Below are 16,730 nucleotides of genomic sequence, written 5' to 3'. Positions count from 1 at the left end.
TTACCTTACCAAAGGTTTTCCTTCAAAACGTATGTCGTGGAGATGGAAATACAAGCAAAAAATTACTATCAAACCTAATAGTACTTATCATCTTACCGAGTTTCATTTTTATGATAAGAGTGATGAGGAGATAAAGTTGTAGTGATTATCTTTGACTTCGACTTCTCGATAAATCGTTTAGAATCACTCTGAAGAACTACTCTATTCTCACAAATTATTCAATTATTAAATGGGATTGTATTTATAATTTGCATAGATGAAATTATACATTAAAAACATGGTGTGCAGTCGTTGTAAAATGGTTGTAAAAGATGAGCTTATCAAATTTGGTCTGCATCCTAAAATCGTGGAGTTGGGAGAAGTTGAGATTGAAGAAGCATTAACTGATTCTCAGAAAAACAAACTCAATATAATTTTACAATCATTCGGATTTGAGTTAATAGATGATAAGAAAAGCCGTCTTATAGAAAAAATCAAGAATAGTATCGTTGATTTGGTCCACTATTCCGAAGACCGACCTGCGACAAATTTTTCAGATTATATCAGTAAAGAACTTCATCATGATTATCATTACCTGAGCAATCTTTTTTCGGAGGTTGAAGGCACAACAATTGAAAAATATTTTATAGCGCAAAGGATTGAAAAGGTAAAGGAGCTATTGAAATATGATGAACTAACACTTTCTGAAATTGCTGACCGTCTTGGCTATAGCAGCGTGGCCTATTTGTCTAACCAATTTAAAAAACAAACCGGCCTTACGCCCACCTTTTATAAGTCGCTGCGCCAGAATAACAGGAAAAGTATTGACAACCTGTAAATGTTATAATTCTTATACAAAATCCTATAAATATTGGGCACTCAATACTGGCTAACTTTGTCAGCAAAATTACAGATGAAACATACTTACAATATAACGGGAATGAGTTGTACCGGTTGCCAGGCAAACGTTCAAAAATTATTATCTGGAGTAAATGGTGTAGACAACGTGGTAGTAGATTTACCAGGGGGTGAAGCCATTATAGATATGAAGGAACATATCCCTACCGAATTGTTGAAATCGGCATTAAAAGATTATCCAAAATATCAATTAAACGAAAAAAATAATTATACTAACGGACATGCTCATACGCATACAGCGGTCACACCCATGGCGAGGCATCATTCCCATAAAAATGATGGAGGGAAATATTATTGCCCAATGCGTTGCGAAGGCGATAAAACTTACGATAAGCCCGGGAATTGTCCCGTTTGCGGAATGAATCTTGAAAAAGAGCATACGACTTCTGTAAAAAAGGAACAATATACCTGTCCGATGCATCCTGAAATTATCAGGAATGCCCCTGGTTCGTGCCCCATTTGCGGAATGGATTTGGTTCCCATTAAACCACCGGATAATGACGAAAATCAAACCTACAAAGACCTCTTGAAAAAGTTTAAGGTTTCCGTTCTATTTACGTTTCCTATTTTGATCATCGCTATGTCAGACATGCTTTCCGGCAACCCGCTATTGAATGTTATGGCTCAGGACAAATGGAATTGGATACAATTTGCTTTAGCAATCCCGGTTATTTTTTATGCAGGATGGATGTTCTTTCAAAGGGCATGGAGATCAGTTGTAACATGGAACCTAAATATGTTTACACTGATTGGAATTGGTACCGGGGTAGCGTTTTTATTTAGTGTAGTTGCCATGTTGTTGCCGGGCATTTTCCCTCCGCAATTCAGGACCGCAAGTGGAACCGTGTTTGTTTATTTTGAAGCATCAACTGTTATTATTAGCCTCGTTTTATTGGGGCAACTATTAGAAGCAAGAGCCCATAGCCGTACAGGCGAAGCAATAAAAGAATTATTAAAATTGGTTCCTTCAGAAGCAACCTTATTAATAAACGGCAAAGAAAAAACTATCTTAATTGATAACATCAATAAAGGAGACCAGTTACGCGTAAAGCCGGGAGAAAAAATAGCGGTAGATGGAACGGTAGTGGAAGGTGAAAGCAGTATTGATGAATCAATGATTACTGGTGAGCCTGTACCTGTAGATAAAAAAACTGGTGACATCGTTACTTCCGGTACCATCAATACCACGGGATCGTTTGTAATGAGAGCTGAAAAAGTGGGCGCAGAAACTTTGCTTTCGCAAATTATCAAAATGGTAAACGACGCGAGCCGTTCGCGGGCTCCCATTCAAAAACTAACCGACAGAATTGCGAAATATTTTGTGCCGGCAGTTGTTGGCGTAGCTGTAGTCACTTTTATTGCATGGGCCACGTTTGGCCCCGAGCCAGAATACGTGTATGCGTTTGTAAATGCAATCGCCGTGCTTATTATCGCTTGTCCGTGTGCGTTAGGTTTGGCCACTCCCATGTCAGTGATGGTAGGTGTTGGCAAGGGGGCGCAATCCGGCGTGTTGATTAAAAATGCCGAAGCGCTGGAAAAGATGAATAAAATTGACACATTGATCGTTGACAAAACAGGAACCCTTACCGAGGGCAAACCGTCAGTTGAAAAGATTGTGACCTCAGGCGGACTTAGCGAAAATGAAGTTTTGCAAAAAATTGCTTCTCTGAATAAATATAGCGAACATCCATTAGCTGAAGCAATCGTAAGATATGGCAAAGAAAAAAAAATAACATCTTCTGAAGTTTCAAATTTTAAAGCAATTGCAGGTAAAGGTATAAGTGGACTCGTGGACGGCACAAGAACAGGGGTGGGCAATAAAAACTTAATGGAAGATTTACAGTCATCAATACCTGCAACAATGGAAGAGAAAGTAAATAGCGAACAGCAATCAGGAAAAACAGTTTCTTATATTTCACTAGATGGAGTTACAGTTGGCTATATTACTATCGCCGACAAAATAAAGGATACCAGTAAACAGGCTATCAAGGATCTGTTAGATGACGGCATAGAAATAATTATGGTAACAGGGGATAATGCAGGAACAGCAAAAGCTGTTGCAGACGAGTTGCACCTAACTGGCTATAAAGCAGAAGTGTTACCGGAAGATAAATTGAAAGAGATAAAAAGGCTACAGAAAGAAGGTAAAAAAGTAGCCATGGCTGGTGATGGGATCAATGATTCACCTGCATTGGCGCAAGCCGATGTCGGAATTGCAATGGGTACCGGAACAGATGTTGCCATCGAAAGCGCCGCAATTACACTGGTGAAAGGAGATTTGCATGGAATTGTAAAAGCCAAAAGATTAAGCGAAGGCGTCATGAAAAATATTCGCCAAAACTTATGGTTTGCTTTTGGTTATAATACTCTCGGCGTGCCCATTGCAGCAGGAATCTTGTATCCTGTTTTCGGGATTTTATTATCGCCGATGATCGCCGCGGTAGCTATGAGTTTTAGTTCTGTGTCGGTAATTGCAAATTCTTTGAGGTTGCGTAATTTGAAATTGTAGGTATTATATTAGCGACTCAAAATGATCTTAAAAAAAATTTCCCACATAAAAGCATAGATCATGAAGCAATTTTCAAAACAAATCGCGTGCCTAGGTAAGAAGTAAATCAACTTAATACTAACTGTACATCTTAATAGACAAGCCATATCCCTATTCGCACATTGAAGCCATAAATGAGGAGGAAGCAATTTCTACTCCGATAAATCAAGTTTTCCCAAAATCGCTTTTATAAATTGGATGTTGCTAAAACATTAAAAGAATTTGAAGAGCTGTTGAGCAGCCATCCATTTTTCGGGGTGCACAATTCTCACCTGATCAATCTTAATTGTATTAAAAGTTACAGCAAAGCCAAAGGTGGTTCAGTGATATTGACCGATGGAACCAAGATTGAAGTTTCCTTTCGGCGCAAAGATGAATTCCTAAAAAGACTGGCGGGACTATAAAAATTTTTAGATAACGTTTTCCAAATAATATATTTGCAACTATTCAGAACGGTTATAATTAATACATATCAAAAAGACTGCTGCCATATTCTTCGCAATATTACTCGGGTTTAACTCGTTTGGGTTGTTTTTTTTCTATTGGGGAAAAATTGAGTTATGCAAAATGAAAGCCAGCAATTACTCAGACGATTATTATGAGCTGAAAGAAAAAACTTATAAATTATTTTCGTCCGTGTCTAAAGATTTTCAACCTATTAATGACCATGAAATTTTGGCTAACGGCAATTTGTATGACATCGTAAAGACGGAAACAGTCAATGGCAAAACAATGTATTACACTTTCAGTGACGAAGAAGAAGACAGGTATGTACAGCAGCTTAACGACTGGGGGAAATCAAGTTCACAGGAACAACCTTTACCTGCCAAAACAGTTGGCTTGCATATTGGAAAATACTTCGAGGTAATAAAATACAACTCTCCTGTTTTTGCTACTTCACTTCGTGTACACGAAACCGTTAAATTATCAAACGACTTGTTTCAATACGTTTCCCCATTGAAGATCGTTTTCTCACCCCCTCCGGATCTTATTGTATCCTGATCTTTTTAAAATTCAAACTTGCCTGTTTCGATAACGAGACATGGTATTTCATTTACATAAATGATCGGCTAATCATTTAGACACTACAATTTATTCAACCAATTCTGATTTTATGACACATTCAAAACGGTTAATATTTCTTATAAGTTTTCTTGTGGCCCAATTTATGGGCAAAGCCCAGATTACGCTTTCAGGAAAAATAACTGACAGTAAAAATAATACTGCTCTTAACGGAGCATCCATTTATATCCCAGACATTAAAACCGGTGCAGCTTCTAACGCAGATGGCAACTATGAAATAAACGATATCCCCAACGGAACTTATTTAGTTGAAGTGAGCTTCGTTGGCTTTGCATCTCAAACAAAAGATGTAACTGTAAACGGACACACCGTAATAAATTTTTCCCTGGAAAGATCAACTATTGAATCACCGGAAGTGGTTGTAACCGGTGTTGCATCAGCAACAGAGCAACAAACGAATCCGGCGCCGGTAAGCATTGTTCAGAAAAATACTTTACAGGAATCAACCGCCGATAATATCATTGATGCATTAAGAAATGCCCCAGGCGTTTCTCAAATTAAGGATGGCCCTGCCATTTCAAAACCCGTAATAAGAGGCCTGGGATATAATCGCGTGGTGGTGGTAAACGATGGTATCCGACAGGAAGGTCAACAGTTCGGCGATGAATTCGGAATAGAAGTGGATCCTTATACAGTTGACAAAGTCGAAATATTACGTGGACCCGCAAGTCTCAGCTACGGTTCCGATGCGATGGCTGGTGTTATCAACATGCTTTCGGCGCCTACGCTTCCGGAAGGACAGGTGAAAGGAAACATACAGGGTATTTATCAAACCAACAATGGCTTTTATGGTGGCTCGGTAAACATTGCCGGAAATAACAACGACATTACTTACGACGCCCGCTATACGTTTACTGATGCTCATGCTTATAAAAATAAGTACGATGGATATGTCTTTAATTCTGGTTATGGTGAAAGCAATTTTAAAGGGAGTATTGGTATTAACAGGCGTTGGGGATATTCACGAATTATACTGAGCAGCTTCGGTTTAAAAACGGGTATTGTAGAAGGTGGTCGTGATGAATTTACCGGCCAGTTTAATAGACATGTGATGGCATCTGACGGAAGCGATAGCGTTGAAATTGTTTCTGCTGATGAATTAAAATCGTATACGCATGATTTAATTATTCACCAGCATATCCGTCATTACAAAGCGGTGTGGGATAATAGTTTTGCCATTGGCAAAGGCAGGCTCGCCCTTCGTTTGGGGTTCCAGGAAAATTTGAGACAAGAAGCCAACGATGCCACACTTGGTAATGTATATAACATCTATTATTTTTTAAACACCTTCAATTATGATGTGCGTTACAATTTTGCAGAAAAAAATCATTTTGAATTTTCTGTTGGCGCCAACGGAATGCAGCAGTCGTCAAAAAATAAAGGGTTGCTGTTTCTGGTTCCTGCGTATAATTTATTTGATGTTGGTGTGTTTGCCATTGCAAAAAAATCGTTTAATAATTTTTCAATTGCAGGTGGTTTGCGTTTTGATAACCGCACATTACATGGTGACGATCTTTGGTTAGACAGCAGTGGCCTTGTTGTTCCGTCCAATACACCCGACGCAGTTCATCGTTTCACAGCATATAAATCAGATTTCTCAGGAATCTCCGGAAGCATAGGCGCCACTTATAATTTCTCAAAAACATTTTATGGAAAAATAAATTTCTCGAGAGCCTTTCGGGCGCCAAACGTTGCTGAAAGCGGAAGCAACGGAATACACGATGGCACACCATTCTACGAAATTGGCGACCCAACACTAAAACCGGAAACCAGTTTGCAAATTGATGCAACGCTTGGAATCAACACTAAGGATGTTTCTGCGGAACTTACTTTGTTTGAAAATAATATTGATAATTACATTTTCCCGGTTAAGCTGGCAAGTGTATTTGGCGGCGATTCTATCAGAACAGATGTTATGGCTGCCAGCGATGGGCCAACATTTAAATATATTTCCGGAGACGCGGTGCTTGCCGGTGGTGAACTTACTTTAAACATTCATCCGCAAACCACGCCGTGGTTTCATTTTAATAATACGTTATCCATACTGAGCGCTATTCAAAAACATCAGCCAGACTCAACAAAATATTTGCCGTACACCCCACCTTATAAATTATACTCAGGGGTAGAATTTATTGCAAAGAAAATAGGCAATGTTTTGGCTAATGCTTATGTAAGAATTGATGTTGAAAATTATTTTAAGCAGGATAAAATTTATTACAAGTTTGGTGATGAAACGGTAACTCCCGGTTATACCTTACTTAATGTTGGCGTTGGAACTGATATCGTTTCAAAAGGCCATACATTATTTTCAATTTTTATTTACGGGAACAACCTTGCCGATGTAGCCTACCAGAGTAACATGAGCCGGCTTAAATATGGCGATGAGAATGTGGTAACAGGAAGAATCGGCGTTTATGAAATGGGAAGAAATATTGGTTTTAAAATTAATGTGCCGATAGATTTTAAGAAATAAAAAGAAATTATATTTTTTTAAAGGGAAGTCCTTAATAATCGGGCTTCCCTTTTTTATTCATTATCCAAACCCGGATAAGGCTATTTTTTACGCATAAAAAAAATTAATTTTAGTAACCAATTACTTTATGCCTGATGATGAATTTTTGCTAAGCGAGTTTAAAAAGATCATCCGAAAAAAGGCTGAAGAAAATATTATTGACTTCGACGACAGTTTTATTCACAAATTTGAATTGCAGGTTCACAGGTTTGAAGATGTACTAAGAGATACCAATAGAATTATTCCTCCAAACAGGTGGTCTTATCATCGTATCGGTCTTTTAAAAAAAGGATCGGGTGAATTTACAACAGGAATCTATAAGTTCAAGGCGATAAAAAATACATTAATTGTTGTTCCTGCCCGGGTAATTACTTCAAGCAAAAACTGGACATTGGATATGGAAGGATATATTACTTTGTTCAATATGGATTTCTTTTTACAAAATAATTTTTCGAATAAATATATTGAAAGTAAGAAAATATTAAACTCGTCCATTCAACCCTATATTCAGCTTAGCGACATTGAAGCAAAAGAAATCGCGGATATTTTTGAAACGATACTTGAAGAAAAAAAATCAGGGAGCAGTCATAAAAATGAATTAATTGCTTTGAAAATTATTGAACTCCTGATTTTAAGTGAGCGCCTGTTTGATAAGAAACAAACCCTGGAAGCCAACATCCCTTCCATAGACATTATTAAGAGATTCCTGGATTTACTTGAAGTTAATTTTTCAACGGAACGCTCTGTAAAATTTTATGCCGACAAATTAGCCATGCATCCAAATTATCTCAATGCGCTCATAAAAAAACATACAGGGCTAACCGCCAAAGAATCAATCCAAAACAGGCTCCTCATCGAAACAAAATATTTGCTCCACTCCACAAACCTGTCTATAAAAGAAATTTCAAACCAGGTTGGTTTCAACAATCCGAACTATTTCACTTCTTTTTTTACCAAATTTGAAAATGTGTCACCCGGCAATTACAGGGCGTCGTTTATTTGAAAATCGAAGATGTTCCTTTGATTAATGAAGAGATTACCGCCTTAAGAGAGCGAACTTTGCGCACTCAAAAAGATACGGCCCAAATCAATATAATAATTTGCAGCAGGATACGGTCGCTCCAAACATGAACGATAAAAATATTTCACACGAAAAATCAGTACGAGCCAAACATCAGGCGGCCAACAGTTCTAAAGATAATAATTATCATGCTTTGTTTGAACAGGCCACTGATGCCATCATGGTCACAGATTTCAATGGAAATTTCATGGACGTTAATTCCAGTTTGTGTACCATGTTTGGCTATACAAAAGAAGAATTGCTGAAGATGAATGTAAAGGCCTTGCTCGACGCTGAAAGCATAATGGCACATCCACTGCGTTTCGATCTTTTAGCCGCAGGCGAAAATGTTTTCAATGAAAGAAAAATGATCCATAAAGACGGGAAGATCGTTTATGTAGAAGCCAACGCAAAAAAATTTATGGATGACCGTGTCATGGTAATCGCACGTGATGTTACCGAACGAAAGATAGTTAGAGAAGTACTGCAAAAATCTGAAGCGAACCTCCACACCATTTTTAATACTACCGATACTATTTATGTTTTAATAGATCATGACCTCCGTGTTGTATCGTATAACCCCGGTGCTGCAGCATTTGCAAAAAATGAATTGGGACACAGCATTGAAATCAGTGAATATTTTCTCGATTATTTTCCAACGGAAAAGCGGCCGGCTTTACTGGGCTATATGAAAGAAGTTCTCACCGGACAGCATTTAAGTTATGAGGTAAGGTATCCGCAGCCCGGAAATTTATTTAACTGGTACCATGTGAAAATGTTTCCCATTTCGAAAGATGACAATAAGGTTTATGGCCTGATGATGGCGGTAACCAACATTACTAAAAAGATTTTGTTGGAACATAAGCTTGAAGATGAGAGAATAAAAAAGCAACAGGAAATAGCAGACGCTATTATAACTGCCGCAGAAAAGGAGCGGCATGAAATAGGCCTTGAATTACATGATAACGTAAACCAGTTGTTGGCCTGCTCACGTCTTTATATAAAGATGGCGGGAACAACTGAAACAAAAAGAAAGCATCCCAATATTGACGAGGCTGATAATCTTATTGGCCAGGCTATTGATGAAATCCGAAATTTATCTCATTCATTGATAGTCCCTTTCATTGAAGCAAACAGGCTTTCAGAAGCTATCAATTATCTTACAGAAAAGATATCAACAGGCAGTAAAATAATTATCGAAAAAGAAATTGCCATTGGTGATGAGAATACGATTCCTGATAAACTTAAACTGACCATATACCGGATTGTACAGGAACAGCTCTGCAATATTGTTAAACATGCCAAAGCCAATAAAATTATTTTGAAACTTACCCGCCGCAATGAAAAAATTTCATTTACTATTAAAGACGATGGGAAAGGCTTTGATACTGCATTAGAAACAAATGGTATAGGCTTGATAAATATTAAAACAAGAGCTTCTTTATTTAACGGCGAAGTAAATATTAATTCCACTCCCGGAAATGGTTGTGAGTTGATTGTAAGTTTTCCGCAGAAGTAAAAGTCTTTAACGGCCATTATAGTCACAAACAATCTAACTTATCATCACTCATACATCTTTTGCTTATGCTCCGAATAAAATATTTTCCTTTTAGATTTAGGTAATATTTTCACAGTTACTTCACTCCCATCTGCTGCATACGCTTGCTGGTAAACTGCAAAGGTTGCCTTCTTACCTTTTGTTTCCAATGCATCATAAAATAAGCGGGTATAGGTTACCACTTCTTTTATCAGCTTTGTAATTTTTGCTGCCGGTATCTTTCCTGTAACACTCAGCGGGTGTATGCCTGCCCGGTACAGCGCTTCATTCCTTATAATATTTCCCACACCGGAAAATATTTGCTGGTTCATCAATACATCATCAATGGTTTTATCCTTTTGGTTTTTTAATAAAGTTTTTACATAAGCCGGGTCAAACTCTCTGCTTAAAATATCAACCCGCCAGTCATAAATTTCGTTTAACGGCGCCGTTAGTTTAACTGCTCTTACAACATAGCCGTTTATTTCACCTTTACTAAATTCAAGATAAAAAGAGCGGTTAACTTTTTTACGTTCATTTACCAGCAAATCACCAAACAGGCCGAGGTGCACCTTCACTGTGCCGTTTTCAAAAACAAACAATAAATGTTTTCCCCACGTTCGTATATCCAATAATATTTTTCCCTTTATCCACCTGGTATTCATTGGACCATAACCACCTGCCTTTATAACCCTATGTCCAATGAAAGGTGTTAGCTGGCTCTTTAAATGAAGAATTGAGGGACCTTCCGGCATGCATAAATTTTATAAGTAAAAATAATCAATAAACATTTCGGGGGAAAGATACCAGGCGCGGTTTTTTTAAATTAGTTAAAGTATTTCAATATTAAAAGGATCAATTATTCCGGGTACGGTTTTAGCTACAATCCCACTAAATAAATATTATGACTCAAAAGAACAAAAAACAATTCGGTGTATGGATGGATACGCATCATGCTACCGTTGTAGGAAGAGAAAATGCAGATACAACAGATTTTGTTGTAATCGGCCATTCTGAAAATGCCGGTGCCGATTTTAATACCAGCGAAAAAAATTCCCACAATGAGGAAAAGACATTGCAGCATAAATTTTTCAAAGAAATACTTTCGCACATGCAAAACGCTGAAGAAGTACATCTAACCGGTACCGGTACTTCGCAGGAGCAGTTAATCCATTACATGGCAGAAACACCGCAGTTTAAAAATACGGTTACAAAGGAAAGTACCTCCAATAAAATGAGCGATGGAAATCTTACGCAATTCATTGCGGATAAGTTTAATTAATGGATTATTAAAAACCCGAAAGCTGTCTAACGCCAAACTAATACTATCATTTCTTTTTAAATTTTACTTTTGTAAGTATTAAGACATATCATTTACCTGTTGTGGTAGAACTGGATGAAGTATCCAGATGATCGCATTACAACAATACCGGTACATAAAAATGATCCAATTCCAAAAGGCTTACTTCGAAAGATCTTGCGGGAAAATATTCAATTAAATATAGAAGAATTTAAAAAGTATTTGGATTAGTTATATCAGCTGCGGGATATCATTCATAAAAGAAATAGATACGCTTTTAGCTCCATGCTCACACAAAAAAAATTATGTCCCAGATACAATAGATTTTACTCTTATCGCTCATTCGACTATTACCGCTGCTTAATTGACACCAATGAGACAATTGCAATTATTTTTCTTTATACCTTTTATAATAACGATTTTTGTTAATAACATTGAAGTGAAAAATTTAAATACTCAGCATGAGTTTTACAAATAAGAGAGAATTTGTCCTAGTTATCTTTTTTTTATTACAACCTTTCTTTGCTATAACATCTTTGGCCCAGGTTCCCGCAGACAGTACTTCAACAGATTCAGTATTATTAAAACAGGTGGAAGAACAAATGCAGGCAAATGCAACTGAACAACCAGCCCCTGCACAAACACGTTCCAGCCTTACCTTTAACCCCGACATGGGTGTCATTGGGGATTTTCAATCATCGTATATAAGCCGGGGTAAAAAGAATTTTGACATGTATTTAAATGAAACTGAGGTTTCATTGCAGGCAGTAGTAGATCCTTACATCCGTGCAGATTTTTTTCTTACGTTTGGAAGAGACCCGGCAACAGGCAAATATGGGGCAGCGGTAGAGGAAGGATACCTTACAACACTTTCTTTACCGGCGAAGTTACAATTGAAGGCGGGCAAATTTCGTGAAGCTGTTGGCAGAATAAATCCTACCCATCCGCATGCGCTTCCTTTTATTGATCTGCCCAATGCTTATGTAAATTTATTCGGCGAAGAGGGATTAAATGATGAAGGTTTATCACTTAGCTGGCTGCTGCCTACGAAATCGGTTTACCAGGAACTGATATTCCAGACAACTTCAGGATTTTCAGAGTCACCCGCTTTCACCCGAAGCGAAGGAAATCAGTTGGTGTATCTCGCTCATCTTAAAAATTTCTTTACTCTTAGTGACAATGCCACGTTGGAATTAGGGCTTACAGGAATCTCAGGGCCTAATGATTCTTCAAGAACTACTAATATTGCCGCGGGTGACTTAACTTACAAATGGAAACCTGTTCAATTGAATACTTACCATTCAATAACATGGCAGAGTGAATTTTATTATAGTAACAATCATAATGCGCCGGGCAGTTCAATTAATTCATTTGGATTATATTCATTCTTTGAATACCAACTGGCACAAAGATGGTTTTTAACGGCAAGGTATGATTATGCGCAAAAACCTTATAATAAATCCATCACGGAACAAGCCTATTCATTAACGGCCGGATGGTACGCCACGGAGTTTTCTAAAATGGAGATTGAGGCAAAAACAACAGATGATAATGTTCAGTCGCGATTTTACCAGGCATGGTTACGATGGATATTTGTAATAGGCGCTCATGGAGCCCATCAATATTAAAAGATTAAAAAATATTTTTACAGATAAAAGCAACAAGATGAAAAAAAGATCGGCCCTGATTATTTTCCTGCTGTTATACGCCTTCTCAATTGCGAATGCAAAAACTATTAGAGTAGTAACAACAACTACGGACATGAAAAGCATTACTGAACTGATCGGCGGCGATAAAGTTTCGGTTAGCGCAATAGCAACCGGATATCAAAACCCCCACTTTGTAGATCCCAAACCAAGCTACATAATCAACTTAAGCAATGCGGATATGTTTGTAACGGTGGGCCTCGATTTGGAGACGGGATGGTCTCCCCAGTTATTGGCAAGTTCGAGAAATTCAAAAATTCAAAAGGGATCAGAAGGATACGTGGATGCTTCTATAGGCATAGGTTTATTGCAGGTTCCCACGTCCGCAAACAGGGGCGAAGGTGACATTCATATTTTTGGTAATCCCCATTACTGGCTTGATCCCTTAAATGGAAAGGTAATCGCACGGAATATTGCCAACGGGCTGGAAAGGATCGACCCTTCAAATAAATCAACTTATGAAAATAACCTGCAAACATTTTTTGGTAATATCGATACAAGGATGAGGGAATGGCAGGCTGAGATGGTTCCATTTAAAGGAACAAAAGTGATTGCTTACCATAATGAATGGGTTTATTTTGAAACACGTTTCGGATTAAAGATTGTCGATTTTATGGAACCCAAGCCAGGTATTCCACCAACGCCTTCTCAATTGGTGAAAGTAATTGGTGAAGTAAAATCCAACAACATTAAGGTAATTATTTCATCGCCTTATTTCGCTACTTCATCAGCTGATGTTGTAGCAAAGCAAACAGGAATTAAAGTATTGACGCTCGCTACTTCTGTCGGAGCATTCCCATCAATAAAAAATTATTTTGATGTATTTGATTATGATATTAAGCAGTTAACTTCAGCGCTTAAATAATATTTATGAATTAAATCTTGTGTGCTATGTTTGATATGTTCCAATTGCCTTTTATGGTGCAGGCTTTTACTGCGGCTGCGATTACAGGTATTTTATTATCTTACCTCGGAGTACATGTAGTAGGGAGAGGAATTGTTTTTGTTGACCTCGCCCTGGGCCAGATTTCATCATTGGGCGTGGCTTTCGGAGCTTTCATTGGTACGGGGCTCACGTCTATTCCACTTATATTTACGTTAGTAGGTGCCCTGCTTATGTCGTTCATTAATATTCGTGATAAACGTTTAAAGCAGGAAGCGATAATAGGCATTATATATGCCTTTGCTTCGGCGCTAACGGTATTACTTATCTCAAAAACGCCGCATGGCGATTCAGATATCCAAGAGGTATTATTCGGAAGTATACTATCTATAAGCTGGCAACAGATATCAGTGATAGGGATAGTATTTGGATCCATTGCATTGGTGCATTTGATTTTCTTTCGCAATTTTTTTGCATTAACTGAATCATTTGAAAATGGGGAAAATCATTTGATAGGTATTTTCAATATCTGGAATTTTCTCTTTTATATGTCTATAGGGCTGGCCATTGTTTTTGCAGTAAAAGTAAATGGTGTAATTCCAGTTTTTTCTTTCCTTATCATTCCGGCAGTATCTGCAATATTGATTTCAAAAAATAAGATTATCGTAATAGTGGTTGCATGCATTATTAGTATACTGGCAAGCTTTTTTGGATTGAGTTTTTCATTTCATTACGACTTTCCGGCGGGCTCTTCTATTGTTGCAGTATTGGGCGTTGTGTTTGTTTTTGCTTCTTTATACAATATTTTGAAATCGGTAAGTAGTAAGAAAAAAGTAAGTCTATAAAGTATCTCCCTGCCAGGTAAATAAAAATTTTTAGGATCAAAAACGGAAAAAAAGAGAATACTCATATTCCCGTTTTTATTACATTCTAAATATAAAAAAATTGAGGATACTTAATAAAGCAAAGGCCTTAATGTTGGGAACAATTGCAGTTACAATTCTTTAAGATCGAATGCGGAAGAATTATTTATTTTCTGTTTTCACTTCTTCCTTCTTAATAAAAATAAAAGCCATGAGAGCTGAAAGTGCAGCCAGTGCAGCACAAATGCGCATAACATCAACATACGCATTTATAAATCCATCTTTATAATCCTGTTCGATTTTAATTTTGCTTCCACTATCAATGGATGAAGGAACTTTTGCATCACCAAGATTGGCTGCCTGTGCTACAATCTCTTTTTTTATTCCTTCGTTTAAAGTAGTCTTTTTCATCCTGCTATTTAAGAATCCTGTAAAAAATAAAATGGCCAATGCGCCGATAATAGCATTCGCAAACACATTCGAAATGCGGCTGATAGCATTATTAATTCCGGAAGCTGTACCGGAATAATGACTGGCAGCAGCGCCCATAACGGTTGTTGTAAGAGGAGTAACGGTAAAAGACATGCCGAGGCCAAATAAGAATATTCCCGGTAAAAAAGTTGTCCAATACGACGATGAGCCATTTGTTTCGTTAACAAATGATAGTGATAACAAACCAACTGAAACAACCGCGGGGCCGAAAATAAGAAACCAACGAGGTCCGTATTTATCAACTAGCCCGCCAGACCATCTTGAAATAGTGATTAATAAAATTGTAAAAGGAAGCAAAGTAAGTCCGGCCTGTAATTGGCTGTAGCCTTGGGCCTGCACCATATTCAATGTAAGAAACAACATAGCGCATGTAAGCGCTGCATATAAAAAAAATGTAAGGAGGTTAGCGCCAGTGAAAGTTTTATTCCTGAACAGTTCCAAAGGCATCATAGGATGTTTACTTTTCATTTCAATAATTATGAAGATTATTAAAGAAAGAAATCCGGCTGCAAGCGAAACATATACCAGCCAGTTGTTAAATCCGGTTTGGGGAATTTTTAAGAAGCCATAAGTTAATAACGCAAGGCCGGCAACAACTGCAAATGATCCTGCATAATCCAGGGAATGACCGGAAGTTTCGTCCCTGCTTTCCGGTACTTTGCGCCAAAGAATTATTAATGAGGTAACGCCTATCGGCACATTTATGAAAAATATCATTCTCCACAATCCGGCGTCGGCCAATGCGCCGCCAAGTATCGGACCGCAGACAGTAACCATAGTGGTAATCGCAGACCATGTACCAATTGCCTTTCCCCTTTCATTTTTGCCAAAGGCTGAATTGATAATTGAAAGACTTCCAGGGATCATTAATGCACCGCCAATTCCCTGCAAGGTTCTGAAGATAATGATGTAATAAACTGAAGGAGCCAAGCCACAGGCAGCAGATGCAAGCATAAAAACTGCTATGCCAATCATGAAGATTTTTTTCCGTCCAAGCTTATCACCTAATGAACCGCCAGGTAAAATAAGTGCAGCGAGCATTAGCAGGTACGAATTTAGTAACCAGAATAAATCGGTTCCTGTTGCATTCAGATCTTTTTGCAATGAAGGCAATACTACGTTCAATGCAGTGCTGTCAATAAAAGCCATAGCAGAAGCAAGAATGACGGAGGCCATGATCCATTTTCCTGTTGTACTGTCAAGTTTAATTGCTTCCATATAGTAGAAAACATTTTATTAAAATGCTTTACAAATTACCGGTATAATTGATGGGTATACTTTGACTATCTATCGCAATCATAGTGGTTTTATATCCATTCGCATTTCAACCATGTGTTTTGTAAAACCTGCTTTTTCATAGGCCCGTGTCGCACTATCATTATTGAAATACACGTCCAGTCTCATTTCGGTGACGTTTTGCGAAGCACTCCAGGTTCTTAATGCTTCAATAATATTTTGATTGATCCCTTTACCGCGATAATCCGGATCAACATACATAAATCCCAGGTAGGCATGTTTCGCATGTTGTAAATAGGGTTTGGCGTCTTCCAATCTTGCGTAGCCCGAACCAACGATTTTGCCGTTCAATTCGGCCACTACCAATTCAATGTGCGATGCCCTGATCATTTCCTCAATGTCATAATAATGAATAGGATCAGGTTTTAACGTCACATCAAATGGCCTTTCAGCTTTAATTACTCCCTGTTCAAAACGAAGAAGTTTTTCCAAATCATTTAAAGTTGCTTTCCTTATTAGCATAAATTCAGTTTTAATTATTATTTCGTAACAGACTTATAAGGTAAAATAATTACTATAAATTCAAATAAAAATGAAACATTTAAAATGTACA

15 protein-coding genes are annotated in these 16,730 nt (G+C 37.7%); 12 read left to right on the top strand and 3 right to left on the bottom strand.

The features are described 5' to 3' along the window. Window positions 1-256 precede the first annotated feature (256 nt). The 7 genes from ACO1O5_RS21215 to ACO1O5_RS21185 all read left to right on the top strand — a co-directional run bounded on the left by ACO1O5_RS21215 (window position 257) and on the right by ACO1O5_RS21185 (window position 9,619). Window positions 257-817 (top strand): helix-turn-helix domain-containing protein, encoded by a 561-nt coding sequence (locus ACO1O5_RS21215; protein ID WP_486273854.1) that lies wholly within the window; start codon window positions 257-259, stop codon window positions 815-817. 75 nt (window positions 818-892) lie between these two features. Continuing rightward, window positions 893-3,406 carry a heavy metal translocating P-type ATPase gene (locus tag ACO1O5_RS21210; protein WP_486273852.1) on the top strand — a complete coding sequence of 838 codons (2,514 nt, stop codon included), beginning with the start codon at window positions 893-895 and terminating at the stop codon, window positions 3,404-3,406. Between the two features lie 233 nt (window positions 3,407-3,639). Next, window positions 3,640-3,849 (top strand): LytR/AlgR family response regulator transcription factor, encoded by a 210-nt coding sequence (locus ACO1O5_RS21205; protein ID WP_486273850.1) that lies wholly within the window; start codon window positions 3,640-3,642, stop codon window positions 3,847-3,849. Window positions 3,850-4,012: 163 nt separating this feature from the next. Next, window positions 4,013-4,447 (top strand): hypothetical protein, encoded by a 435-nt coding sequence (locus tag ACO1O5_RS21200; RefSeq protein WP_486273848.1) that lies wholly within the window; start codon window positions 4,013-4,015, stop codon window positions 4,445-4,447. A 112-nt stretch (window positions 4,448-4,559) separates the two neighbouring features. Continuing rightward, window positions 4,560-7,001 carry a TonB-dependent receptor gene (locus tag ACO1O5_RS21195; protein ID WP_486273847.1) on the top strand — a complete coding sequence of 814 codons (2,442 nt, stop codon included), beginning with the start codon at window positions 4,560-4,562 and terminating at the stop codon, window positions 6,999-7,001. A 127-nt stretch (window positions 7,002-7,128) separates the two neighbouring features. Beyond that, window positions 7,129-8,043, top strand: a complete 915-nt coding sequence (locus tag ACO1O5_RS21190; protein ID WP_486273845.1) for a helix-turn-helix domain-containing protein — start codon at window positions 7,129-7,131, stop codon at window positions 8,041-8,043. A gap of 124 nt (window positions 8,044-8,167) precedes the next feature. Further along, window positions 8,168-9,619 carry a PAS domain-containing sensor histidine kinase gene (locus tag ACO1O5_RS21185; protein WP_486273844.1) on the top strand — a complete coding sequence of 484 codons (1,452 nt, stop codon included), beginning with the start codon at window positions 8,168-8,170 and terminating at the stop codon, window positions 9,617-9,619. 44 nt (window positions 9,620-9,663) lie between these two features. Here ACO1O5_RS21185 and ACO1O5_RS21180 read toward each other — a convergent pair whose 3' ends face one another. Then, on the bottom strand, window positions 9,664-10,392 hold the full coding sequence (locus ACO1O5_RS21180; protein WP_486273842.1) for a DNA-formamidopyrimidine glycosylase family protein: 729 nt from the start codon (window positions 10,390-10,392) through the stop codon (window positions 9,664-9,666). A 149-nt stretch (window positions 10,393-10,541) separates the two neighbouring features. On the opposite strand from ACO1O5_RS21180, the gene ACO1O5_RS21175 reads away from it, so the two are divergent. From ACO1O5_RS21175 to ACO1O5_RS21155, 5 genes are all read left to right on the top strand, one after another. Beyond that, entirely contained in the window at window positions 10,542-10,919 is a 378-nt protein-coding gene (locus ACO1O5_RS21175) for a hypothetical protein (protein ID WP_486273840.1), read from the top strand. A gap of 114 nt (window positions 10,920-11,033) precedes the next feature. Then, complete coding sequence (locus ACO1O5_RS21170; RefSeq protein WP_486273838.1) at window positions 11,034-11,168, top strand: type II toxin-antitoxin system HicA family toxin; 135 nt, start codon at window positions 11,034-11,036, stop codon at window positions 11,166-11,168. A 230-nt stretch (window positions 11,169-11,398) separates the two neighbouring features. Continuing rightward, on the top strand, window positions 11,399-12,565 hold the full coding sequence (locus tag ACO1O5_RS21165; RefSeq protein WP_486273836.1) for a hypothetical protein: 1,167 nt from the start codon (window positions 11,399-11,401) through the stop codon (window positions 12,563-12,565). A gap of 37 nt (window positions 12,566-12,602) precedes the next feature. Then, a complete protein-coding gene (locus tag ACO1O5_RS21160; RefSeq protein WP_486273834.1) occupies window positions 12,603-13,508 on the top strand; it encodes a metal ABC transporter substrate-binding protein in 906 nt (301 codons plus the stop codon). A 26-nt stretch (window positions 13,509-13,534) separates the two neighbouring features. Then, on the top strand, window positions 13,535-14,371 hold the full coding sequence (locus ACO1O5_RS21155; protein WP_486273832.1) for a metal ABC transporter permease: 837 nt from the start codon (window positions 13,535-13,537) through the stop codon (window positions 14,369-14,371). Window positions 14,372-14,551: 180 nt separating this feature from the next. Here ACO1O5_RS21155 and ACO1O5_RS21150 read toward each other — a convergent pair whose 3' ends face one another. Then, window positions 14,552-16,099, bottom strand: a complete 1,548-nt coding sequence (locus ACO1O5_RS21150; RefSeq protein ID WP_486273830.1) for an MFS transporter — start codon at window positions 16,097-16,099, stop codon at window positions 14,552-14,554. Window positions 16,100-16,177: 78 nt separating this feature from the next. After that, a complete protein-coding gene (locus tag ACO1O5_RS21145) occupies window positions 16,178-16,639 on the bottom strand; it encodes a GNAT family N-acetyltransferase (protein WP_486273828.1) in 462 nt (153 codons plus the stop codon). Window positions 16,640-16,730: the final 91 nt, after the last annotated feature.

The organism is Ginsengibacter sp. (assembly GCF_057362405.1).
The sequence above is the reverse complement of the archived record's forward strand: the minus strand, read 5'-3'. Positions and strand labels throughout refer to the sequence as shown.

Coding starts and splice junctions, on each gene's coding strand:
- ACO1O5_RS21190 (WP_486273845.1), top strand. CDS start 7,129: ATGCCTGATGATGAATTTTTGCTAAGCGAGTTTAAAAAGATCATCCGA.
- ACO1O5_RS21195 (WP_486273847.1), top strand. CDS start 4,560: ATGACACATTCAAAACGGTTAATATTTCTTATAAGTTTTCTTGTGGCC.
- ACO1O5_RS21150 (WP_486273830.1), bottom strand. CDS start 16,099: ATGGAAGCAATTAAACTTGACAGTACAACAGGAAAATGGATCATGGCC.
- ACO1O5_RS21215 (WP_486273854.1), top strand. CDS start 257: ATGAAATTATACATTAAAAACATGGTGTGCAGTCGTTGTAAAATGGTT.
- ACO1O5_RS21155 (WP_486273832.1), top strand. CDS start 13,535: ATGTTTGATATGTTCCAATTGCCTTTTATGGTGCAGGCTTTTACTGCG.
- ACO1O5_RS21200 (WP_486273848.1), top strand. CDS start 4,013: ATGAAAGCCAGCAATTACTCAGACGATTATTATGAGCTGAAAGAAAAA.
- ACO1O5_RS21160 (WP_486273834.1), top strand. CDS start 12,603: ATGAAAAAAAGATCGGCCCTGATTATTTTCCTGCTGTTATACGCCTTC.
- ACO1O5_RS21145 (WP_486273828.1), bottom strand. CDS start 16,639: ATGCTAATAAGGAAAGCAACTTTAAATGATTTGGAAAAACTTCTTCGT.
- ACO1O5_RS21210 (WP_486273852.1), top strand. CDS start 893: ATGAAACATACTTACAATATAACGGGAATGAGTTGTACCGGTTGCCAG.
- ACO1O5_RS21180 (WP_486273842.1), bottom strand. CDS start 10,392: ATGCCGGAAGGTCCCTCAATTCTTCATTTAAAGAGCCAGCTAACACCT.
- ACO1O5_RS21175 (WP_486273840.1), top strand. CDS start 10,542: ATGACTCAAAAGAACAAAAAACAATTCGGTGTATGGATGGATACGCAT.
- ACO1O5_RS21185 (WP_486273844.1), top strand. CDS start 8,168: ATGAACGATAAAAATATTTCACACGAAAAATCAGTACGAGCCAAACAT.
- ACO1O5_RS21170 (WP_486273838.1), top strand. CDS start 11,034: ATGAAGTATCCAGATGATCGCATTACAACAATACCGGTACATAAAAAT.
- ACO1O5_RS21165 (WP_486273836.1), top strand. CDS start 11,399: ATGAGTTTTACAAATAAGAGAGAATTTGTCCTAGTTATCTTTTTTTTA.